Genomic DNA, 20641 nt, shown 5'->3' with positions numbered 1-20641 from the left:
CGAACAGAGGACTCGACGCCCTGGGGTACATCGAACGCGAGGGTTCCTCGGGGCTGATCCAGCGTGCGTTCCGGCCGATCGTGGCCGTGGCCCGCGCCCGGGTGCCGGAGGTCTTCGGAGCTGCGGTCGTACGTCGACGACCTCGGGCCGTGGCTCGCCGAGGAGTACGCGCGCGTGAAAGGCATCAAGAACCCGCGCCCCTAGGGCCTGCGGGGCCGTCACTCCCGCCCGATGAGCCCGTGCTCCCGGAGGTAGTCCAGCTGCGCCCGTACCGACAGCTCGGCCGCCGGCCACAGGGAGCGGTCGACGTCCGCGTAGACGTGCTCGACGACCTGGGAGGGGTCCGTGTAGCCGTCCTCGACGGCCGTCTCCACCTGGGCGAGGCGGTGGGCGCGGTGGGCCAGGTAGAACTCGACGACTCCCTGGGCGTCCTCCAGGACCGGCCCGTGGCCCGGCAGGACCGTGTGCACGCCGTCGTCGACCGTCAGGGACCTCAGCCGCCGCAGGGAGTCCAGGTAGTCGCCCAGCCGCCCGTCGGGGTGCGCCACCACGGTGGTGCCCCGGCCCAGGATCGTGTCGCCGGTCAGTACGGCCCGGTCGGCGGGCAGATGGAAGCAGAGCGAGTCGGCGGTGTGGCCGGGCGTGGGGACGACGACCAGTTCCAGGCCGCCCGTCGTGATCACGTTCCCGGCGGCCAGGCCCTCGTCGCCGAGCCGCAGCGCGGGGTCGAGCGCCCGCACCTTCGTGCCCGTCAGCTCCGCGAACCGTGCGGCGCCCTCGGCGTGGTCCGGGTGCCCGTGCGTCAGCAGGGTCAGGGCGACCCGCCTGCCGGCCTTCTCGGCGATGTCGACGACGTTCCGCAGGTGTACGTCGTCCAGCGGCCCCGGGTCGATCACCACCGCGAGTTCGGAGTCGGGCTCGGCCACGATCCAGGTGTTCGTGCCGTCCAGGGTCATCGCGGACGCGTTCGGGGCGAGGACGTTGACGGCACGCGCGGTGGCGGGGCCGGAGAGCACCCCGCCGCGCGGCTGGCCGGGGAGTGCTGCGGCGTCGGTCATGCGGGGGCTCCACCGGTCGGGATGTGCTTGGTGAACTCATCATGTCCCGGCCAGCTGAGGACCAGCTCGCCGCCCTCCAGCCCGGCCCGCGCCAGGACGGGTGTCATGTCCTGGCCGGGCGCTGCCGCGAGTGCCTCGGCGGCGGTCGCGTACGCGCCGATCTGGCGCAGGGTCGCGATGGTGGGCGGCATCATCAGGAGATCGCCCTTGTCATAGCCGTCCAGGGCGTCCGAGGGGCGGATCCAGACGGTGCGGTCGGCCTCCGTGGAGGCGTTGCGGGTGCGCTGGCCCTCCGGGAGGACCGCCACGAAGAACCAGGTGTCGTAGCGGCGGGGCTCGAACTCCGGGGTGATCCAGCGCGTCCAGGCGCCGAGGAGGTCGGACCGCAGGACGAGCCCCCTGCGGTCGAGGAACTCGGCGAAGGAGAGGTCGCGGGCGACCAGGGCCTCCCGGTCGGCCTCCCAGTCGTCCCCGGTGGTGTCGCCGACCACGGTGTCCGCGGCCGGGCCCGCGAGCAGGACGCCCGCCTCCTCGTACGTCTCGCGGACCGCCGCGCAGACGATCGCCTGGGCGGAGGTCTCGTCGACGCCGAGCCGGGAGGCCCACCACGCGCGCGTGGGGCCCGCCCAGCGGACGTGGTGGTCGTCGTCCCTGGTGTCCACACCGCCGCCCGGATACGCGTACGCGCCTCCGGCGAAGGCCATGGAGGCACGTCTGCGCAGCATGTGCACGGCGGGACGGGAGCCGGTGGCGTCGCCCGCGGGACGGGAGCCGGTGGCGTCGCCCGCGGGACGGGAACCGGTGGCCTCGGAGCCGGAACCGGAGCCGGTGTCCTTGAGCAGCATGACGGTGGCCGCCCGCCTGGGGACGACCGGTGTGAGCGTGCCCTCCGCGAGTGCGCGGATCCTCTCGGGCCACTCCGGGGGGTACCACTGCCCATTCGCCATGGGCGGAGGCTATCCCGGAGTGAGCTGATGTTCGAGAGGCAACAATCGGTCCCCCGAAGGCGGTCCCCCGAAGGCCTACGCCTCCGTCAGCTCCACCTGGATCTCGATCTCCACAGGCGCGTCGAGCGGCAGCACCGCCACGCCGACCGCGCTGCGCGCGTGCACGCCCTTGTCGCCGAGAACCTCGCCCAGCAGCTCGCTCGCGCCGTTCAGGACGCCGGGCTGGCCGGTGAAGTCGGAGGCCGAGGCGACGAAGCCGACGACCTTCACCACCCGCGCGATGCGGTCGAGGTCGCCCGCGACGGACTTGACCGCCGCGAGGGCGTTCAGCGCGCAGGTGCGGGCCAGTTCCTTGGCCTCCTCCGGGGTGACCTCCGCGCCCACCTTGCCGGTGAGCGGAAGCTTGCCGTCCACCATCGGGAGCTGGCCGGCCGTGTACACGTACACGCCCGACCGCACCGCGGGCTGGTACGCGGCCAGCGGCGGCACGACGCCCGGCAGGGTCAGCCCCAGTTCGGCGAGCTTCGCCTCGACAGCGCTCACGCGGCCCTCTCCCGCTTCAGGTAGGCGACGAGCTGCTCGGGGTTGTTCGGCCCGGGCACGACCTGGACGAGCTCCCAGCCGTCCTCGCCCCAGGTGTCCAGAATCTGCTTCGTGGCGTGGACGAGCAGAGGCACGGTTGCGTATTCCCACTTGGTCATGAGGGCGACTGTATCCGCTGGCACGGCACGCCTTTCATGGACCGCCCGTCGTCACCCCGGCCGATGACCGGCCGATGACCGGCCGATGACTGGGCAGGCCGCTCCCGGGGCACCCGTATGCGAAGCAGGGCCCCACGGCCACCGCACCACCCAGTGAGGAATTAGGCTCGAAGACGTGAGCAGGCTTCAGGTCGTCAGTGGCAAGGGCGGTACCGGAAAGACCACGGTCGCCGCAGCACTCGCGCTCGCCCTCGCGACCGAGGGCAAGCGCGCCCTTCTGGTCGAGGTCGAGGGCAGACAGGGCATCGCGCAGCTCTTCGAGACACAGGCGCTGCCCTACGAGGAGCGGAAGATCGCCGTCGCTCCAGGTGGCGGGGAGGTGTACGCACTCGCCATCGACCCCGAGCTGGCCCTTCTGGACTACCTCCAGATGTTCTACAAGCTCGGCGGCGCGGGCCGCGCCCTGAAGAAGCTGGGCGCCATCGACTTCGCGACCACCATCGCGCCCGGCCTGCGGGACGTGCTCCTCACGGGGAAGGCCTGCGAGGCCGTACGCCGTAAGGACAAGCGCGGGCGGTTCGCGTACGACTACGTCGTGATGGACGCCCCGCCGACCGGGCGGATCACCCGCTTCCTGAACGTGAACGACGAGGTGGCCGGGCTCGCCAAGATCGGCCCGATACACAATCAGGCACAGGCCGTCATGCGCGTGCTCAAGTCGCCCGAGACCGCCGTGCACCTGGTGACGCTGCTTGAGGAGATGCCCGTCCAGGAGACCGCCGACGGCATCGCCGAGCTGCGTGCCGCGCGGCTGCCGGTGGGACGGACCATCGTGAACATGGTGCGGCCCGCGATCCTGGACGAGGCCGACCTGGAGCTCACGCGCGAGGCGCCGCGTACGGCCATCGCCAAGTCGCTGTCGGCCGCCGGGCTCGGCGGCGCGCGCCGCGGCGGGGTCGCCGAGCGCCTGGTGGAGCCGCTGCTGACCCAGGCGGACGAGTACGCCGAGCGGTACGCGCTGGAGCGTGAGCAGCGGGCGGTGCTCCAGGGCCTGGAGCTGCCGATGCACGAACTCCCGTTGCTCGCCGAGGGAATGGACCTCGCGGGCCTGTACGAACTCGCCAAGGAACTGCGTCAGCAAGGGATCTCATGAGTCAGGACCCGGCCCGCGCAAACGATTCTGCCCGCGAACGCCGACCTTCCCGCACGTCAGGGGCCGCCCGCACGACCGGCGCCGCAGGCCCGGCCGACACCGCCCGTGCCATCGACACCGCGTCCGCGGCCGTCCTGGGGGTCGACGCGCTGATCGACGACCCCGGGACCCGCATCGTGGTCTGCTGCGGCTCGGGCGGCGTCGGCAAGACCACCACCGCGGCGGCGCTGGGGCTGCGGGCCGCCGAGCGCGGCCGCAAGGTGGTCGTCCTCACCATCGACCCGGCGCGCAGGCTCGCCCAGTCGATGGGCATCGACGCGCTCGACAACACCCCGCGCCGCGTGAAGGGCATCGACGACTCCGCGAGCGGCGAACTGCACGCGATGATGCTCGACATGAAGCGCACCTTCGACGAGATCGTCGAGGCGCACGCGGACCGCGAACGGGCGGCCACGATCCTGAACAACCCCTTCTACCAGTCGCTCTCCGCCGGCTTCGCGGGCACGCAGGAGTACATGGCGATGGAGAAGCTGGGTCAGTTGAGGGCGCGCGAGGAGTGGGACCTCATCGTCGTCGACACGCCGCCCTCGCGCTCGGCGCTGGACTTCCTGGACGCCCCGAAGCGGCTCGGCTCGTTCCTGGACGGCAAGCTGATCAGGCTGCTGACCGCGCCGGCGAAGCTGGGCGGCCGGGCCGGGATGAAGTTCCTGAACGTCGGGATGTCGATGATGACCGGCACCCTCGGCAAGCTGCTGGGCGGTCAGCTCCTCAAGGACGTGCAGACCTTCGTGGCCGCCATGGACACCACCTTCGGCGGCTTCCGTACCCGCGCGGACGCCACGTACAAGCTGCTCCAGGCGCCCGGTACGGCGTTCCTGGTGGTCGCGGCCCCGGAGCGGGACGCGCTGCGTGAGGCCGCGTACTTCGTGGAGCGGCTGGCCGCCGAGGAGATGCCGCTCGCCGGCCTCGTGCTGAACCGGGTCCACGGCAGTGGTGCCACCCAGCTGTCCGCCGAGCGCGCGCTGGCCGCCGCGGAAAATCTTGACGAGGCCCGCATTGTGGATCAGGTGGGCGGGAAAGCTGGACTTCGTAACTCTCCCGACACGTACGGCAGTTCAGAATCACCCGCTACCGAGACCAGTGTTCCGAAGACCACTTCCGAGACCACCGTTCCCGAGGCTCCCGCATCCGACGCAGGCTCCCCCGCCGCGGACCGGACCAGTGCCGAAGGAGCCGGAACGGATGATGACCGCACCACGGACGACCACGCCGACGCCCATGCCACGGAAGACCGCACCGTCGAGCAGCTCACGGCAGGTCTGCTGAGGCTGCACGCCGAGCGTATGCAGCTGCTCTCCCGCGAGCAGCGCACACGTGACCGCTTCGCCGCGCTCCACCCGGAGGTGGCGGTGGCCGAAGTGGCCGCGCTGCCCGGCGATGTGCACGACCTCGCGGGGCTGCGGAACATCGGGGACCGGCTCGCGGCCGACACCTCGCCGACCGAAGCCTCTTGAACCTCTCGGGGCCACGAGGCCCCTCGGGGAGCACGCCGCCGTAGCCACGTGCGCCGTCGCACGGTGCGCACGGGGTCGCATGGTGCGTACGTAGTCGTGTGTTGCCTGTTCGCCGTACATCACGTACGCCGTCGTACGGGGCCACGTGGACGTCACTCGTACCTCTGAGGACGCCACTCGTACCCCTGGCGCATACGGAGCCGCTGTGAGTCCGCCGCCTGCGCGGAGGCCCGGTCAGCCCACCGCCGCGTAGTTCTCGTACACCTCTTCCTCGTCGAGAGGCAGGATTCCGGCCCCTCGCTCGTACTCGGTACGCGCGGTTTCGAGCAGCCTGCGCCAAGAGGTGACGGTTGGCCGCCTGCGCAGCAGTGCGCGGCGCTCCCGCTCCGTCATTCCTCCCCACACGCCGAACTCGACGCGGTTGTCCAACGCGTCGGCCAGGCACTCCGTCCGCACCGGGCAGCCGGTGCACACCGCCTTGGCCCTGTTCTGCGCTGCTCCTTGAACGAACAGTTCATCCGGATCGGTAGTGCGGCAGGCCGCCTGCGCACTCCAGTCGGTTACCCAGCCCATACCGGCGCCGTCCTCTCCCGAATCGAGGCTCCCCCACGGCGGCAGCGGCATATTCACCGCCACCAGTTCAGGACGTTACGGAAGGTGGGCACAGTCAACCAGCCCCTTCGGGCCCAATCTTGAATGGCCCGAATGGACTATGGGTACGCGACAGATCACCCAACGGAGTGACCCGACGACATACGTGACTTTCCCGGCAGACCGGGGCAGTTGACTTGCGTCACAACGGACGCCGAATGACACATGAGGCGGATTCGGACACGCCCTCAACAAAAAAGTCGAGTGAAGACCGAGACGATTCGGGGTCGCCGGACGTATTGATACGTGGTCCTACTGCTGTGACAGTTGAGAGCAGCTTAGGCCAATGCCTATACGCGTGTCCGGCGAATGAGAACGTAGGCTGCCCTCATGCCAAAGAAGCGCTCGGGCGGTGGTCTGTCTCCCACGCAGCAGGCCGCCAAGTTCCTCGGTGTCAGTGTGCTCGCGGGGGCCGTCATGGCCGGGATCGCCGTGCCGGCGTTCGGTGCGCTCGGACTCGCGGCCAAGGGTTCGGTGGAGGGGTTCGACGAGATCCCGGCCAACCTGAAGCGTCCGCCGCTGAGCCAGCGCACCACGATCCTGGACAACCAGGGCGGCCAGATCGCCACGGTCTACTCGCGTGACCGCACGGTGGTCGACCTCAAGGACATCTCGCCGTACATGCAGAAGGCGATCGTCGCGATCGAGGACGCGCGGTTCTACGAGCACGGCGCGGTCGACCTCAAGGGCGTCCTGCGGGCCCTCAACAAGAACGCGCAGAGCGGCAACGTCTCGGAGGGCGCCTCGACGCTCACCCAGCAGTACGTGAAGAACGTCTTCGTGGAGGAGGCCGGCAACGACCCGACGAAGGTCGCCCAGGCCACCCAGCAGACCCTCGGCCGCAAGGTCCGCGAGCTGAAGTTCGCGATCCAGGTCGAGGAGGAACTGGGCAAGAAGAAGATCCTTGAGAACTACCTGAACATCACGTTCTTCGGGCAGCAGGCCTACGGCGTGGAGGCGGCGGCCCAGCGCTACTTCTCCAAGTCCGCGAAGGACCTGGAGGTGCAGGAGGCCGCGCTGCTGGCCGGCATCGTCCAGTCGCCGACCCGCTACGACCCGGTCAACGACGAGGCCGAGGCCACGAAGCGGCGCAACGTGGTGCTGCAGCGCATGGCCGAGGTGCACGACATCTCGCAGGCGGAGGCCACCGCGGCGAAGAAGAAGCCGCTCGGCCTGAAGGTCAGCAAGCCGAACAACGGCTGCATCACGGCCGTCAAGGACTCCAGCTTCTTCTGCGACTACGTGCGTGAGGTGTTCCTGACCGACCCGACCTTCGGCAAGACCCAGAAGGCGCGGGCCAAGGTCTGGAACCAGGGCGGTCTGACGATCCGTACGACGCTCGACCCGCAGGCGCAGAAGTCGGTCCAGAGCTCGCTCAAGAACCACGTCAACAAGTCGGACAAGGTCGCTGCGGCGTCGACGCTGGTCGAGCCCGGCTCCGGCAAGATCCTGGCGATGGGCCAGTCGAAGCCGTACGGCTACGGCAAGAACGAGACCGAGATCAACTACTCGGTCGACCAGAAGATGGGCGGCTCGAACTTCGGCTTCCCGACCGGTTCGACGTTCAAGCCGTTCCTGGCCGCGGCGGCCCTGGAGGGCGGCAAGCCGGCCACGCAGTCCTATCCCGCGCCGTACGAGATGCCGTACCCCGACAGCGTCCAGGCGTGCGACGGAAAGACCTGGCGCAACACCGGCGGCGCGAAGGTCGAGAACGAGGACGAGGCGGAGGTCGGCCCGTACCCGCTGAAGAAGGCCATGGCGCTGTCGGTCAACACCTACTTCGTGCAGATGCTCGAAGACATCGGGATGTGCCCGGTGGTGAACATGACCGACAAGCTGGGCGTCGTGCAGGGCAACGGCACCAAGCTGCCCGAGCAGCCCTCGTCGATGACCCTCGGCTCCACCGGTATCTCCCCGCTGACCATGGCGAGCGCGTACGCCGCCTTCGCCAACCGGGGCACGTACTGCACGCCGATCGCGATCGCGTCGATCAGCCAGAAGCTCGGCGGTGAGAAGAAGTCCCTGCCGGTTCCGAAGTCGTCGTGCTCGCGCGCGATGTCGGAGACCACCGCGGACACGATCAACACGCTGCTCAGCGGTGTGGTCGACTCCGGTACGGGTCAGGAGGCCGGTCTCACCGACCGCGCCAACGCCGGCAAGACCGGTACGACGGACTACCGCAAGAACGCCTGGTTCGTCGGCTACACGCCGAACATGTCCGGCGCGGTCTGGGTCGGCAGCGCCACCCAGAAGGTCAAGATGGTCAACATCACGATCGGCGGGCAGTGGCACGAGAAGGTCTTCGGCGGCGCGGTGCCGGGGCCGATCTGGAAGGACGCCATGACCGGCGCCCTGTCCGGCAAGGAGTCCCCCGGCTTCAACCTCGTCGACATCCCCGAACCCGAGAAGAACCGGGACAAGGACCGGGACCGGGACCGGGACGACAACGGGAACGGCGACAACAACGACAACGGGAACGGCAACGGGGAGAACCGGGGAAATGACAACGGGGGTGGCACCGACGGTGGCCAGCCCCAGATCCCCACGCCGACCTTCTCCATCCCCGACGACTGGACGATCGGCGGCAACGACGGCGGCGGGAACGGAAACGGGAACGGCGGCGGCAACTGGCCGTAGACCGGCCTGACTTCCGCCTGTACGCCGATGGGGCGCCCCTTGTCCTGAGGGGCGCCCCATCGGCGTACAGGGGTGGCCGCGGGTGTGGGTTCTGCCGCGGCCGCGGCCGGTTGTGGACTCGGGCGGTTCGCGGAGTCGCCCGGGGGTCAGCCTGCGAGGAGCTTGCGCGGTTGCCCGCGGGTCGGCCCGCGAGGAGCTTGCGGAGTTGCCCGGGGTCAGCCCGCGAGGAGCTTCTTGACCGCGGCGGCGACGCGGCCTCCCTCGGCCAGGCCGGCCACCTTCGGGTTCACGATCTTCATGACCTGGCCCATGGCGCGGGGGCCCTCCGCGCCGGCCGCCTTCGCCTCCTCGACCGCCTGCGCGACGATCTGCTGGAGCTCGTCGTCGGAGAGCTGCTTGGGCAGGTACTCGGCGAGGACCTCGCCCTCCGCCTTCTCGCGCTCGGCCGACTCGGCACGGCCGCCCTTCGCGAACGCGTCGGCCGCCTCACGGCGCTTCTTCGCCTCCTTGGCGATCACCGTCTGCACCTCGTCGTCGGAGAGTTCGCGCTTCTGCTCGCCCGCGACCTCCTCCTTCTGGACGGCGGCGAGGGTCAGCCGGAGCGTCGAGGAACGGAGCTCGTCGCGCCCCTTGATCGCGGCGTTGAGGTCTGCCTGCAGCTTCGACTTGAGCGTGGTCATGGGGTGATTGTCGCAGGTGTGGTGCCACGGCCGCCCGGGGATTTCGGCCGGGGCCCCCGTAGGCCGCCCGTGGGGTTCGGGGCGGCCGGGGTCTGACACGATGGGCGTATGCGCGCGCGATACGGAGTACCACTGGGAATCGCGGCGGCTGGCGCCGCCGGTCTGCTCTACTCGGCGGGGTTCGAAGCCCGCTCGTTCAGACTTCGGCGGGTGACGGTCCCGGTGCTGCCACCCGGGATGCGGCCGCTGCGCGTGCTCCAGGTCTCCGACATCCACATGGTGAGCGGCCAGCGCAAGAAGCAGCGCTGGCTGCGCTCGCTGGCCGGGCTGCGCCCCGACTTCGTCATCAACACCGGGGACAACCTCTCCGACCCCGAGGGCGTACCGGAGGTCATGGACGCCCTCGGCCCCCTGATGGAGTTCCCCGGCGCGTACGTCTTCGGCTCGAACGACTACTTCGGGCCCACGCTCCGCAACCCCGCCCGCTACCTGTTCGAGAAGACCCAGGGCCGGCACGGGCTGAACGGCAACGCGCCCGCCGTCAACGTCGTCCACAACCCGTGGGAGGAGCTGCGCGACGGCTTCGACGCGGCGGGCTGGCTGAACCTGACGAACGTCCGGGGCACGCTGAAGATCGACGGCTTCGAGATCGAGCTGACCGGGCTCGACGACCCGCACGTCAAGCGCGACCGGTACGCGCGCGTGGCCGGCGGTCCGTCCGCCTCGGCCGACCTCTCGCTGGGCATCGTGCACGCGCCGTACCTGCGCGCGCTGGACGCCTTCGCCGCGGACGGCTACCCGTTGATCCTGGCGGGCCACACGCACGGCGGGCAGCTGTGCATCCCCTTCTACGGGGCCCTGGTCACCAACTGCGACCTGAACACCGACCGGGTGAAGGGCCTGTCCACGCACACGGAGGCGGAGTCGGGCCTGACGTCCTACATGCACGTGTCGGCGGGCTGCGGGACGAGCAGGTACACACCGGTACGGTTCGCGTGCCCGCCGGAGGCGACGCTGCTGACGCTCACGGGGCGGGGTTCCGCGTAGCGGGGGGGAGCGGGAGGCGAGGGGCCCCGCCTGACGGGGTGGGGCTCCTCCTGAATGGGCCCCACCTGAATGGGCTCCTCCTGAATGGGTGGGGCACGACCTCCCCACCCACCCATCCGGTTTAATCCATCTCGCGCCTTTTGTCCGCCCCGCCTAGCGTGAGGGCATGACCACCCCCATACCTGCGGACATCCCGGACATACCCAGGATCCCCGGCATAGCCGCCAGCGCCGCCGCTTCCGCCGTCCCCGTCGTGCCCGCGTACGCGGTGGTCCCGCGCGTACGCCGCCCCGTGGTCGCCGCCTTCCGCCTCCTGGTCGCGCTGACGGCAGCCGCGGGCGTGGCACTCGACCTGCTCCTGGGCGACCCGATACGCGTCCTGAGCTACTCCACGATCCTGAGCGGCGTCCTGGTGACCGCGGTGTTCACCGTCTCGGCCTGGCGGGCGTGGAAGGCCCGCCACCCACTGCGGCCGTCCGTCACCGCCTGCACCCTGCTGTACGCGGTCGGCACGGGCCTGGTCTACCACCTGATCCTGGCCGACGACGCGAGCCCCTTCTCCATGACGGGCGACGCGGTGGCGCTCACCGGCTGGCACGCGGTCACGAACCAGCTGCTGCACACGGTGGTGCCGGTGGCGGTCGCGCTGGACTGGCTCCTGCTGACCCGCCCGGGGGCGCTGCGCCTGCACAGCGCGGCCACCTGGATGATCCTCCCGATCGCGTACCTGGCGTACACGGTGACCCGGGGTCTGCTCCTGCCCCCGGGCACGCCGGCCCGCTTCCGGTACCCCTTCCTCGACGTGTCCCGGCACGGCTTCGTCGAGGTCCTGGGCAACGTCACGATCGTCGGCCTCGCCTGCTACGCCCTGGCCGTTCTCCTCGTCGTCATGGACCACATCAGGCCCGGCCCACGGCGCCACCGCGCCCCGGAAAACCGGATTTCGTCTCCGGCCACCGGTGGGCTAAAGTAAACGACGTCGCCACGGCACACACCACGAAAGTGGCTCGCCGCCGCAGCGACATCGGGGTGTAGCGCAGCTTGGCAGCGCGCTTCGTTCGGGACGAAGAGGTCGTGGGTTCAAATCCCGCCACCCCGACAGCTAAGCACAAGGTCAGGGCCCTGATCCTCTCAGAGGATCAGGGCCCTGACTGCTGTTCGGGCGCCGGAGCCGCTTCCGGCAGACCCACCTCCGTCGTCGTCTGGCTGCCACGATCGGCCAAGAGAGCGATCCGCTTAAGCGGGATGTCGTAGTCCGAGAGCAGGGACACGAATGGCTTGAGCAGCGGCTCCACACGTCCGCCGGCCGGTGCTTCGGAGGTCGCGGAAACCCTCGTTCCGCCGCCGTTGGCGGTCGGCAATGCTTCCGAAGCCGCAGCCGTGGAGCCTGGAGCCGTGTGAGGCCATCGCGGTGTCGATCGCGGCGCTCTCGCAACTCGACCAGTTCCACTCCGGACGGAGAACTACGTGAGTCGCTTCGGCGCGCGTCTACCGATTACATGTAATTGATTTCGGGGTCTGTCATCGGCACGGAGAAGAATCCCTTCGCTTACGGAGATGGGTCCGACCAACTCGCGGCCCGGGCGCGCTGATCTCGCAGCCTCCCGCCTCTGCCATACGGACCCATCTGTAATGCATGTCACAGTCAGCATGTCCGGGCTTTCCGCCGCAAGCCTGGAAGAGGTGACTCGCGAGAAGGGCTGGCGGGCGATATTCCAGTTGACAGTAACGATGGCCGCGCGTTAATGACCCGCCCGTGAATGCCACCGCCCGGACACCTGTTTCAGGCCCATGACGGCGTCGTAAATCGGCCAGGCCTTGACCGTCACAGCGCCCTCATAGAAGATCCTTTCGGAGCCCCCGATAGCGGGGGCGGAGACGGGGTAACGTGAACAAGTTTGGGAAGTCAATACTTTTTGGCATTTCGGGCGCCGCGCTTGCGGTTTCCAGCTTTGCCACTCCGGCGGTGGCCTATGAACCTCAGGGTGGAGCCCGTACCGGTAATAACGTGGCCGAGGTCGGCGACGACCTCGTAACTGGGCAGCCCGTAATCCACAAGAGGGGTGACGGCGCCATCCCGCCGGCGGAGCTGGGTGACCCCTCCGAGTGGGGCGTGGTAAAGCTGGAGATCAACGAATCAGCCGTCAAGACGAGAGGGAACACCTGCGAGAACGTGACTCATGGCAAGTGGTGCTATGGGTACGATCTGGTGTCGGCCGGAAAGAAGTGCTACTCGAACTACATCGCCGATGTGAAGCACAAGAGTACGGTCAGGGTCCGTAACATCGACCATTCAAGTGGCTGGGTGGCGAAGGGGGACACCTCCTACGCCAACTCGACGAATGGTGCGGCTTATACCTGCTACTCCTATTACAGTAACGCATAAATGTATGCACCATGATGAGGGTTGATCTCCCTCGGATGGGGCGTCACTCCGGGCGCACTCCGGCCCTGAGTGATGCCCCATGGGGACCGGATGGGGAAAGTGAACTTTCGGGGTGCTCAGGCCGCGTCATATGTGGCACCACTCGGGCTTGGCTTGTTGCTCGGTCTGATAGGACCTACCGCTCAGCATTGGGGCGGCCCTCCAGGTGCGGCCGTGGGCGCCGTTTTCACCGGCGGGTGGCCTTGGGCCTGCTACGCGTTTCTGGTGGGTTATTTCCACCGGTCCAAAATCGAATCGGTTGTTCTCGCGTCTCTGGGTCTGGCCATCGGTGTCGTGGCCTACTACCTGACCAAGGGAATCCTGGCCTCCCAGGGCGGACTGGATTCCTCAGGGGCGGGATCATCCGGAATTGCGCTCTGGGGGGCGCTGGCATTCTTCTTCGGAGCACCCCTTGGGCTCCTGGGGAACCTCGCACAGGTGCCGGGCATCGGTGGCCTGTTCTTCCGGCTGCTTGTTCCCCTGGTGGCTTACTACGAGACTTCCATGCGTCTGGAGACGGAGTCGCACGGGCCGAGTCAGGTGGTTCTGGGTACCTGGACCACCGTTCGGTTCACGGCTGTTGCCGTCGCGGTCGCTCTGGTGGGCCACACGGTCCGGGGGTGGTGGAGGTCTCGCCGTATTCGTTCCGCCGGGGTGGGCGTCGGCTAGCGGCTTAAGATCCTGTTCATGTCAGTTCGAGTGGACTCGATGACGGCTTGCCGCTACGCAGCCATGGCAGGGCCCCGGCAGCCGAACAAGGGCACCGGGCGGTGCGACCGCGCGAGGACGCCCCCGGACGATGACAGGGCTGAAACGCCAGGTGAGGCACCTACGGATTCCGTAGGTGCCTCACCTCTTTCGTGTGCGTGTCTAGCTGCGAGGTGCGGACTGGGGCGCCGTGGCCGAGCCGTCGTAGACGTTCTTCGGGGTGGCGACCGCTGTGATCGCGCGGGCCAGCAGGGTGGACGGCTCCTGGCCCTGGCTCAGGATGTCCGTGTTCATCATGATGACCAGCGTGGCCTTCTCCGAGGGCAGGTAGACCGTCACGGTCTCGTAGCCCGGGATGGAGCCGTTGTGCCCGATCCAGCCGTTGGTCTTGAGGATGCCGAGGCCGTAGGTGGTGCCGGGGATGCCGGTGGGCAGCGTCCTGAGCCGCTGCTTCTGGGTCTCGGGGCTGAGCAGTTGCCCGGTGGCGACGGACTTGGCCCAGAGCCGCAGATCCTGCAGATTCGAGATCATCGCTCCCGCCGCCCAGGCCCAGCTGGGGTTCCAGTCCGTCGCGTCCGCCACCTCACCGCTCAGTGTCTGGTCGGTGTAGCCGCGCGGATGCGGCTGGGGGAACTCGTTGCCCTGCGGGAACAGTGTGTTGCGCAGGTGCGCCGGGTGCAGCACCCGGTGGTGGATGAAGTCGGCGAGCGGACGGCCGCTCACCTTTTCGATCACCAGCCCCAGCAGGACGAGGTTGGAGTTGGAGTACTGGAACTTCTTGCCCGGGGCGAAGGTGTTGCGATGCTTGAAGCCGTACGCGAGGGACTGGCGCGGGGTGAAGACGCGCTGCGGGTCGCTCAGCAGGTCCTGGACGAAGTCGGCGTCCTCTGTGTAGGGGAAGAGACCGCTGCGCATCTCCGCGAGCTGGCGCAGCGTGATGCGGTCGCCCTTGGGCACGCCCTTCACGTAGGCGGAGATCGGATCGTCCAGCCCGATCCGGCCCTCATCCACGAGTTCGAGCAGCGCGGTGACGGTGAACGTCTTGGTCTCGCTGCCGATCCGTACGAAGGAGTCCGCGGCCATCGGCTCGCCGGTCCTGGTGTCGGCGACGCCCATGGACCGGACGTAGCAGCCCTTGCCCGGCATCCACAGACCGACGACCGCCCCGGGGATGTCCGCCTTCTTGCCGACGTCGTCCATGGCCTTGTCGAGGCGGGACGTGAGCTTGTGTCCCAGGCTCTTCGGGCAGTCGCCCTTGTCGGGGTGGGAGGCGACCGGCCGCTGCTCGGCCGCGGCGGGATGGGCCGCCGTCGGCGCCCACAGGGACGCGGCGAGCAGCGCTGCACAGAGGGTACGGCGGGCGGTGGGACGTCTCATTCGGGGCGCCTCTTCCAGACGGGGGGGGCGGACGTCACGAACATCACCACCTCGGCCCGCGGCCCAGGCCCGACCAACCGTCCCCGTGTCAAGAAGTGTCAAGAAGTCCACTCGTTCGGAGCCACCGCACAGCGCGCCGTGCTGGGTGTCTGGTGTTCGGCAAACCGGTGAAGCGTACGCTCACGTCGGCGTGCCCGTCAGGATGCCCAGCGAGGTGAAGGGTGACGACGCGCAGCTCGCTGACAAGGCATCCGGCGCCAAGATGGCCTGTCAAGTTGCACAACAGCTCAAATTGATCGAACAGACAGCCTGAGTCCTGGCGAGACGTGGACGGGGGCAGAAAAAGGCGGGGCTCCGGTTACGGAGCCCCGCCTCTGAGTACCGTTCTCGGGTCAGATCGGGACCGCCACCCCCGTGAATGTCGTCTCCGGGGTCTGGGGGCTCGTGAAGCGGGCGTTGACCAGGTACAGGCGGTTGGCGTAGCGGGCCGCTGTGGTGGGGACGTCGAAACGGGGGTCCGTGATCGTGCCCGTCAGGGTCGCCGTCGTGGACGACGAGTTCAGGTGGAACACGCTGATCACGTTCAGGCGGTTCTGGACCACGTACAGGGTGCGGCCTGTGCGGTAGAGGCCGTCGCCGTTCACGACGTTCGGCGCGCCTATCAGGGTGATTCGTGTGGCGTGGCCCGTCCGGGTGTTCACCTTGTACAGCTCGCCCGGGGTGCTCTTGACCACGATCAGGGCGCGGTCGTCCGGGGTGCCCACGACGCCGTTGGCGTTGTTGACGTCGGGGAGCTGGACCCAGTCGCCGGTGAGGGGCAGGGTTCGTACCGCTCCGGACCTGCCTCGCGGGACTCCGTACAGCGCCGCCGCCCGTGAGTCCGTGAACCACGCCCTGTCGCCCAGCAACGTCACGTCGTTGATGAAGTGGCCCGTTGCCTCGCTCAGTTGATGTGTTGCCACGACATCGCCTGTGCGGGAGTCGTGTGTACGGGCCACTCCCGTGTTGCCCGCCACGTACAGCAGGCCGTCATGGTCCAGTTTCAGACCCACGGCCACCAGGCCGGTGGCGCCCGCGAAGAGGATCCCGCCCTCGCCCGTCCGCAGGTCGGTGCGGTAGATCGCGCCGTTCGCGCGCGAGCCCATGTACGCGTACGGCTTTCTGCCGATGGCTATGCCCTCGGGGAGGAAGCCGTCGGGCAGGGGGAACTCCGTCGGCCAGGTGGCGGGAGAGTTCGACGCGGCCGCGTTCACCGTTCCTGTCCCCGACGCCACCGTGAACGCGGCGAGCGCCGCGCCGCCCAGCAGCGTGCGACGAGAAGGGTGTTCGCGGGTCGTGCGGATCGAGTGGGTCATCGTTCCTTGCCTCCTTGGAGGGTCTGAGAACTTCAGCTCCGTACGTGCCGTGAACCTTCATCCTGGCTCAACCCCGCCACACCCATCCCGCCCGTGCCTCGCATCGACAGAGGATCGACAGCTTGGCCCGCGCGGGCACTTCACGGGCGGGCACGTCAACCGTCTCAGCCGTTCCAGCTCTCGTCGTACGGGTCCTTGGGAGCCTTGATCGGCTTCGTCTCCGTGACGTTCAGGAACGGGATGATGCCGTCGTTCACCGGGTCCTTCGTCTGCTTGCCGGTGTACGTGCCCGTCACCTCCAGCCAGGTGTCCGGGCGCAGGACCGTCGGCGTGCGGCCGGTCAGGCCGATCTTCACCGGTTGGGCGTCCGCGGCACAGCAACTGAGCGCCATGCGCATCAAGTAGGGCGTGCCGTCGCTGCCCACCGCCAGGAAGCCCGCCGTCCTGATACGGCGGTCGTCGAGCGAACGGCCGCGGTCGTACGCGGCGCGGCCCGCGTAGTCCACGAGGCTGAGGCGGACCGTGTCCCCCGCGGGCAGCTCCGCGAAGCCCCACGGTTGTTTCTGCAGCGCCGTCCCCGTACGCATCGCGCTGTACGAGCCGAGCGCCGGCGGGGACACCAGGACGAGGGCGAGGAGGGGGAGGACCATGAGCCAGGCGATACGGGGTTCCCGGTGGGCGTGGCCACCGCCATGGCCATCACCGCCACCGCCACCGCCATCGCCATCGCCATCGCCATCGGTGTGAGCGTGGGCATCGGTGTCAGCCCGCTCGGGCGGCCCCGTGCGTGGCGACCGGCGTTCGTACCAGACCGTCGCGATCGCCGTGGCTATCAGGACCACCCCCGCCGCGAGCAGCAAAGGCCTCAACCCCGCCTTGACGTACCGCAGATAGAGGTCGGTGAGGCCCGCGTGCAGGATCGCTCCGCCGGTGAGGAGGAGCACGGCTGCCTGTGCCTGGCGGTTCACAGCAGCACCGCCCCGACCAGGGACGACACCAGGACGGCCAGCGTGAACGTGGCGGGCGCGAAGCGCAGGGCGAAACCCCGGCCGAACGTGGCCGTCTGCATCGCGAAGAGTTTCAGGTCGATCATCGGGCCGACGACGAGGAACGTCAGCCGGGCCGTGAGCGAGAACTGGGTGAGGGACGCGGCCACGAAGGCGTCCGCCTCGGAACAGATGGACAGGAGTACGGCCAGGACCGCCAGGGCGAGGATCGACACCACCATGTTGTCGGCGGCGAGACCGAGCCAGTCCGCCGGGACCACCGCCTTGAGCGTGGCCGCGGCCATCGCGCCGACGACCAGGAACCCTCCCGCGTGCATCACGTCGTGCCGTACCGATCCCCAGAACGCCGCCCCTTTGCCGAGTCCCTCCCAGGAAGGGCGGTCCGGCGGGCGCAACCACTCGGTACGGCCCAGCCGTTGCCAGAGCCAGCCCATCACGCAGGCCACCAGCAGGCTCGCCACGAAACGCGCCAGGACCATCTCCGGGTCGCCCGGGAACGCGACCGCCGTCGCCGTCAGCACGATCGGGTTGATCGCCGGCGCCGACAGCAGGAACGCCAGCGCCGCCGCGGGCGTGACACCCCGGCGCACCAACGCCCCGGCCACCGGCACGGACGCGCACTCACACCCCGGCAGCACCGCCCCTGCCATCCCCGCGACCGGCACCGCGAGGGCCGGCCGCTTCGGCAGCGCGCGGGCGAAGAACGACGGCGGTACGAACACCGCGATCACCGCCGACAGCATCACGCCGAGCACGAGGAAGGGCAGCGCCTGCACGATCACCGCGACGAACACGGTCATCCAGCTCTGCATCACGGGCGCGGACAACGCCCCGCGGATCGGGCCCTGGAGCACCACACCCGCGAGCAGCAGCATGGTCAGGACGAGGGGCGAGTTGAACTGCCAGCCCCCGGGTCCGTTCGGGGCGTCCTTGGCCTCCGTGTCGTACGTGGCGTCCGGCTCGCTGTTCTCAACCGTGCGCCGCGTCGCGTTGGTTGTGGTCACGGGAGAGGTACCTCCGGTAGGGAGGGGCTTCGTCGGTGGATCGCCCTCCACCTTCAGTACGCCCGTTCCGGCACAGCTTCTCATCCCGGTTTCCGGCCGGGCCCGGGGCGCCGTCCCGATATCCCGCGCCGGGACCGGCTCGCCGCCCCCCTTCCGGCAGGCCACCGTGCAACCACCCGTACCCGTGAGGCACTCTGTGCTGTTGTGGGGAGCCTTCCGAATCAGAGCGGACCGGACAGCGGACGGAACAACCGGGCCGCGCACATGGTGGTGTGCGGGGACGACGCCCTCGCGCACCGGCTGGCGGCCGAGTTGCGCGGTGTCTACGGGGAGCGGGTGACGCTGGTCGTACCGTCCGCCGAACGGACCGTGCGCCCGCCGGTCGTGGGACGGGCCCGCGCCTCGACGCTGCTCGACCGGGTGTCGGCCGCCATGACCCGGGCCGGCGCGGGCAACGGCGTCACCGGAGGAGGCGGAAGCGGAAGCGGCGAGGGCAGCGGTGGCGCCGGGGGACCCGAAGGGGCGCGCGCGGGGCAGGTGTTGGAGGCCGCCGTCCTGACCGAGGCCGTGCTCGCCGAGGCCGGGGTCGAGCACGCCGACGCGCTGGCCCTCGTCCATGACGACGACGAGACCAACATCCGCGCGGCCCTCATGGCCCGCCGGCTCAACCCCCGGCTGCGCCTGGTCATACGGCTCTACAACCGGCGTCTCGGCCAGCACATCGAGGCCCTGCTCGACCAGGCGTCCGCCCTGGCCATGGCGGGAGTCGCCGAGTCCACGGGCTCGCCCGCGCCCGGTCACATCGACGCCTCCACGACCGTACTCTCCGACGCGGACACCGCCGCGCCCGCGCTGGCGGCGACCGCGGTGGCCGGGACCAGCAAGGTCGTACAGACCGACGGGCTGATGCTGCGGGCCGTGGAACGGCAGCCGCCCGGACCCGGGGAGGTCGCCGACCCCGGGCTGTGCACACTGGCCCTTCTCTCGGCCACGACCAACGACCCGGCCGGCGCGGACGGTTCGGAGAGCAGCGGCGAGCACGGGCCGCGGCTGCTGCCCGACGAGGCGTCCGTGGCCGCCGCCACCGGGCGCGGCACCATCGTCCTGGAGACCGTGTCGTACTCCGGTCCCCCGCTTTCCGCGGGCCGCGGTGTCCTGCCCGGCGGAATGTCCATCGGGCTGCCCCTCGGCAGACTGTTCTCCCGGCGGCTGCGCTGGTCCTTCGCCGGTCTGGTGGCCTGTGTGGTCGCACTCGCGGTCGCGTCCATGCTCGTCACTGGCGCCCATCCGCTGCACGCCACCTATCTGACCCTCCTCGACCTCTTCGCGATCAACGATCCCGCGCTCGACGATCCCCTGGGCCGTCAGATCCTCCAACTCCTCTCCGGACTGGTCGGGTTGCTGCTGCTTCCCGTGCTCCTGGCCGCCGTCCTCGAAGGCCTCGGTACGTTCCGCAGCGGGTCGGCGCTGCGGAAGCCGCCCCGCGGACTCTCCGGGCACGTCGTCCTCCTCGGCGTCGGCAAGATCGGTACGCGAGTCCTCGCGCGCCTCCGCGAACTCCAGATCCCCGTGGTGTGCGTCGAGGCCGACCCCGAGGCACGCGGGCTCAACCTGGCACGTCGGCTGCGCGTGCCCGTCGTCCTCGGCGACGTCACCCAGGAAGGCGTCCTGGAAGCCGCGAAGATCCACCGGGCGCACGCTCTGCTCGCCCTGACCAGCGCCGACACCACCAACCTCGAAGCCGCCCTGTACGCACGGTCGGTGCGCCCCGATCTGCGCGTCGTCCTGCGCCTGTACGACGACGACTTCGCCACGGCCGTCTACCGCACCCTGCGCGCCACCCACCCGCACGCGCTCACCCGCAGCCGCAGCGTCTCCCACCTGGCCGCGCCCGCCTTCGCCGGAGCGATGATGGGCCGCCAGATCCTGGGGGCGATTCCCGTGGAACGCCGGGTGCTGCTCTTCGCGGCCCTGGACGTCGCGGGGCATCCGCATCTCGAGGGCCGTACCGTCGCCGAGGCGTTCCGCGCGGGAGCCTGGCGGGTCCTCGCCCTGGACACGGCGGCCCAGAGCGCGACGGGCCAGGGCGCAGTCGTCCCGGACGGTCGCCGCGCCCGTCCGCCGTCCGACGCCGCCCAGCCCGCGCCGAACCGCCCCGCGCCCCCGGCGGCTCCGGACCGCGACCGCGACACCTCGGCCCCCGACCGCCCCTCGGGTCTGGTCTGGGACCTGCCCCCGAACTACGTGCTCGGCTCCGGCGACCGCGTCGTCATCGCCGCCACCCGCCGAGGTCTCGCCGAACTGCTGGGACGACGTACCCGAAACAATGCACCCGGCCACTGACAATCAACCCTGAACTGCGGGAATTCGAAGGTCA

18 protein-coding genes, 1 tRNA gene and 1 pseudogene are annotated in these 20641 nt (G+C 69.6%); 10 read left to right on the top strand and 10 right to left on the bottom strand.

Features of this window, described 5'->3' with window-relative positions; genetic code table 11:
• Positions 1-120 precede the first annotated feature (120 nt).
• Positions 121-204: pseudogene (locus OHS59_RS44605) on the top strand (nucleotidyltransferase); the annotation flags it as partial.
• Positions 205-218: 14 nt separating this feature from the next.
• Here OHS59_RS44605 and OHS59_RS24605 read toward each other — a convergent pair.
• The 4 genes from OHS59_RS24605 to OHS59_RS24590 all read right to left on the bottom strand — a co-directional run bounded on the left by OHS59_RS24605 (position 219) and on the right by OHS59_RS24590 (position 2706).
• Positions 219-1058 (bottom strand): MBL fold metallo-hydrolase, encoded by an 840-nt coding sequence (locus OHS59_RS24605; RefSeq protein ID WP_328495569.1) that lies wholly within the window; start codon positions 1056-1058, stop codon positions 219-221.
• Positions 1055-2005, bottom strand: a complete 951-nt coding sequence (locus OHS59_RS24600; RefSeq protein ID WP_328495568.1) for an NUDIX hydrolase — start codon at positions 2003-2005, stop codon at positions 1055-1057. The genes OHS59_RS24605 and OHS59_RS24600 overlap by 4 nt, the downstream gene beginning before the upstream one ends.
• A gap of 75 nt (positions 2006-2080) precedes the next feature.
• The gene (locus tag OHS59_RS24595) at positions 2081-2548 is read right to left on the bottom strand and encodes a RidA family protein (protein WP_328495567.1); all 468 of its coding nucleotides are present in this window, start codon (positions 2546-2548) and stop codon (positions 2081-2083) included.
• Positions 2545-2706, bottom strand: a complete 162-nt coding sequence (locus OHS59_RS24590) for a DUF4177 domain-containing protein (RefSeq protein WP_107018142.1) — start codon at positions 2704-2706, stop codon at positions 2545-2547. Before OHS59_RS24590 ends, OHS59_RS24595 begins: the two co-directional genes overlap by 4 nt.
• Positions 2707-2881: 175 nt before the next feature.
• Here OHS59_RS24590 and OHS59_RS24585 point away from each other — a divergent pair, with 175 nt between their 5' ends.
• Together OHS59_RS24585 and OHS59_RS24580 are read left to right on the top strand one after the other, a co-directional pair.
• Entirely contained in the window at positions 2882-3859 is a 978-nt protein-coding gene (locus OHS59_RS24585; RefSeq protein WP_328495566.1) for an ArsA-related P-loop ATPase, read from the top strand.
• Positions 3856-5373, top strand: coding sequence for an ArsA family ATPase (locus tag OHS59_RS24580; RefSeq protein ID WP_328495565.1), 1518 nt, complete (start codon positions 3856-3858; stop codon positions 5371-5373). The genes OHS59_RS24585 and OHS59_RS24580 overlap by 4 nt, the downstream gene beginning before the upstream one ends.
• Before the next feature lie 234 nt (positions 5374-5607).
• Here OHS59_RS24580 and wblA read toward each other — a convergent pair whose 3' ends face one another.
• Complete coding sequence (wblA, locus tag OHS59_RS24575) at positions 5608-5946, bottom strand: transcriptional regulator WblA (protein ID WP_055515737.1); 339 nt, start codon at positions 5944-5946, stop codon at positions 5608-5610.
• Between the two features lie 408 nt (positions 5947-6354).
• On the opposite strand from wblA, the gene OHS59_RS24570 reads away from it, so the two are divergent.
• Complete coding sequence (locus tag OHS59_RS24570) at positions 6355-8661, top strand: transglycosylase domain-containing protein (RefSeq protein WP_328495564.1); 2307 nt, start codon at positions 6355-6357, stop codon at positions 8659-8661.
• A 215-nt stretch (positions 8662-8876) separates the two neighbouring features.
• Here OHS59_RS24570 and OHS59_RS24565 read toward each other — a convergent pair whose 3' ends face one another.
• Complete coding sequence (locus OHS59_RS24565; RefSeq protein ID WP_328495563.1) at positions 8877-9341, bottom strand: GatB/YqeY domain-containing protein; 465 nt, start codon at positions 9339-9341, stop codon at positions 8877-8879.
• A gap of 108 nt (positions 9342-9449) precedes the next feature.
• Here OHS59_RS24565 and OHS59_RS24560 point away from each other — a divergent pair, with 108 nt between their 5' ends.
• The 5 genes from OHS59_RS24560 to OHS59_RS24540 all read left to right on the top strand — a co-directional run bounded on the left by OHS59_RS24560 (position 9450) and on the right by OHS59_RS24540 (position 13482).
• Positions 9450-10388 (top strand): metallophosphoesterase, encoded by a 939-nt coding sequence (locus OHS59_RS24560; RefSeq protein WP_328495562.1) that lies wholly within the window; start codon positions 9450-9452, stop codon positions 10386-10388.
• Between the two features lie 166 nt (positions 10389-10554).
• Positions 10555-11361: a Pr6Pr family membrane protein gene (locus OHS59_RS24555; protein WP_328495561.1), complete on the top strand. Its 807-nt coding sequence runs from the start codon at positions 10555-10557 to the stop codon at positions 11359-11361.
• A 52-nt stretch (positions 11362-11413) separates the two neighbouring features.
• Positions 11414-11487: transfer RNA gene (locus OHS59_RS24550), tRNA-Pro, on the top strand.
• Positions 11488-12276: 789 nt separating this feature from the next.
• Positions 12277-12774, top strand: a complete 498-nt coding sequence (locus tag OHS59_RS24545) for a lactococcin 972 family bacteriocin (RefSeq protein WP_328495560.1) — start codon at positions 12277-12279, stop codon at positions 12772-12774.
• A gap of 213 nt (positions 12775-12987) precedes the next feature.
• A complete protein-coding gene (locus tag OHS59_RS24540; protein ID WP_328495559.1) occupies positions 12988-13482 on the top strand; it encodes a hypothetical protein in 495 nt (164 codons plus the stop codon).
• Between the two features lie 201 nt (positions 13483-13683).
• Here OHS59_RS24540 and OHS59_RS24535 read toward each other — a convergent pair whose 3' ends face one another.
• The 4 genes from OHS59_RS24535 to OHS59_RS24520 all read right to left on the bottom strand — a co-directional run bounded on the left by OHS59_RS24535 (position 13684) and on the right by OHS59_RS24520 (position 18264).
• A complete protein-coding gene (locus OHS59_RS24535) occupies positions 13684-14898 on the bottom strand; it encodes a serine hydrolase domain-containing protein (RefSeq protein WP_328495558.1) in 1215 nt (404 codons plus the stop codon).
• Positions 14899-15290: 392 nt separating this feature from the next.
• Entirely contained in the window at positions 15291-16253 is a 963-nt protein-coding gene (locus tag OHS59_RS24530; protein WP_328495557.1) for an SMP-30/gluconolactonase/LRE family protein, read from the bottom strand.
• A gap of 164 nt (positions 16254-16417) precedes the next feature.
• Positions 16418-17221 carry a TIGR03943 family putative permease subunit gene (locus OHS59_RS24525; RefSeq protein WP_328495556.1) on the bottom strand — a complete coding sequence of 268 codons (804 nt, stop codon included), beginning with the start codon at positions 17219-17221 and terminating at the stop codon, positions 16418-16420.
• Entirely contained in the window at positions 17218-18264 is a 1047-nt protein-coding gene (locus OHS59_RS24520; protein ID WP_443061492.1) for a permease, read from the bottom strand. Before OHS59_RS24520 ends, OHS59_RS24525 begins: the two co-directional genes overlap by 4 nt.
• Positions 18265-18528: 264 nt before the next feature.
• Here OHS59_RS24520 and OHS59_RS24515 point away from each other — a divergent pair, with 264 nt between their 5' ends.
• Positions 18529-20607 carry a potassium channel family protein gene (locus OHS59_RS24515; protein ID WP_328499336.1) on the top strand — a complete coding sequence of 693 codons (2079 nt, stop codon included), beginning with the start codon at positions 18529-18531 and terminating at the stop codon, positions 20605-20607.
• Positions 20608-20641 lie beyond the last annotated feature (34 nt).

Source organism: Streptomyces sp. NBC_00414, from assembly GCF_036038375.1.
In the GTDB taxonomy this organism is placed as follows: domain Bacteria; phylum Actinomycetota; class Actinomycetes; order Streptomycetales; family Streptomycetaceae; genus Streptomyces.
Note: the sequence above shows the minus strand (reverse complement) of the source record. Positions and strands in the feature narration are given on the sequence as shown.

Coding starts and splice junctions, on each gene's coding strand:
- OHS59_RS24605 (WP_328495569.1), bottom strand. CDS start 1,058: ATGACCGACGCCGCAGCACTCCCCGGCCAGCCGCGCGGCGGGGTGCTC.
- OHS59_RS24600 (WP_328495568.1), bottom strand. CDS start 2,005: ATGGCGAATGGGCAGTGGTACCCCCCGGAGTGGCCCGAGAGGATCCGC.
- OHS59_RS24590 (WP_107018142.1), bottom strand. CDS start 2,706: ATGACCAAGTGGGAATACGCAACCGTGCCTCTGCTCGTCCACGCCACG.
- OHS59_RS24580 (WP_328495565.1), top strand. CDS start 3,856: ATGAGTCAGGACCCGGCCCGCGCAAACGATTCTGCCCGCGAACGCCGA.
- wblA (WP_055515737.1), bottom strand. CDS start 5,946: ATGGGCTGGGTAACCGACTGGAGTGCGCAGGCGGCCTGCCGCACTACC.
- OHS59_RS24570 (WP_328495564.1), top strand. CDS start 6,355: ATGCCAAAGAAGCGCTCGGGCGGTGGTCTGTCTCCCACGCAGCAGGCC.
- OHS59_RS24565 (WP_328495563.1), bottom strand. CDS start 9,341: ATGACCACGCTCAAGTCGAAGCTGCAGGCAGACCTCAACGCCGCGATC.
- OHS59_RS24560 (WP_328495562.1), top strand. CDS start 9,450: ATGCGCGCGCGATACGGAGTACCACTGGGAATCGCGGCGGCTGGCGCC.
- OHS59_RS24555 (WP_328495561.1), top strand. CDS start 10,555: ATGACCACCCCCATACCTGCGGACATCCCGGACATACCCAGGATCCCC.
- OHS59_RS24535 (WP_328495558.1), bottom strand. CDS start 14,898: ATGAGACGTCCCACCGCCCGCCGTACCCTCTGTGCAGCGCTGCTCGCC.
- OHS59_RS24530 (WP_328495557.1), bottom strand. CDS start 16,253: ATGACCCACTCGATCCGCACGACCCGCGAACACCCTTCTCGTCGCACG.
- OHS59_RS24515 (WP_328499336.1), top strand. CDS start 18,529: ATGGTGGTGTGCGGGGACGACGCCCTCGCGCACCGGCTGGCGGCCGAG.